The sequence below is a fragment of the Streptococcus sp. 4155 genome (assembly GCF_013276695.1).
Classification (GTDB): domain Bacteria; phylum Bacillota; class Bacilli; order Lactobacillales; family Streptococcaceae; genus Streptococcus; species Streptococcus pseudopneumoniae.
The window spans coordinates 1-580 of sequence record NZ_VMLM01000126.1 but is presented as its reverse complement, the minus strand read 5'-3'; the positions used below and the strand labels follow the sequence as shown (position 1 = coordinate 580).

The following is a 580-nucleotide window of genomic DNA, read 5'->3' as shown; positions in this document are numbered from 1 at the left end:
TATGAAAACTCATTAAATAAAGATTACCTATTCTATATTCTTTCATCAAATGTAGTTTATTCTCAATTTCTATCTCTAATTAGTGGAGCTGTTGTGAAAAACTTGAATAGTGATAAAGTTGCTTCTATTCTTATCCCTCTCCCCCCACTATCCGAACAACAACGAATAGTAGAAGCAATCGAATCAGCTTTAGAAAAAGTAGATGAATATGCTGAAAGTTATAATAGACTAGAACAGCTAGATAAAGAATTTCCAGATAAACTAAAAAAATCTATTCTTCAATATGCTATTCAAGGAAAATTAGTTGAACAAGACCCAAATGATGAATCAGTCGAAGTTTTACTTGAAAAAATACGAGCAGAAAAACAAAAACTCTTTGAAGAAGGCAAGATTAAAAAGAAAGATTTGGACATTTCTATTGTTTCCCAAGGAGATGATAACTCTTATTATGAGGAAGTTCCTTATGAAATACCAAAAAGTTGGGAGTGGGTGAGGTTTTCTACATTGGTTGAAATTGTTAGAGGTGGTTCTCCACGACCAATCAAAGATTATCTTACTTCCGAAGTAGATGGAATAAATT

At 31.7% G+C, this 580-nt stretch carries 1 protein-coding gene; it reads left to right on the top strand.

From position 1 onward, the window contains the following. Nucleotides 1–580: restriction endonuclease subunit S (locus HT715_RS11490; protein ID WP_240149869.1), on the top strand; the 580-nt coding region annotated here is incomplete at both ends.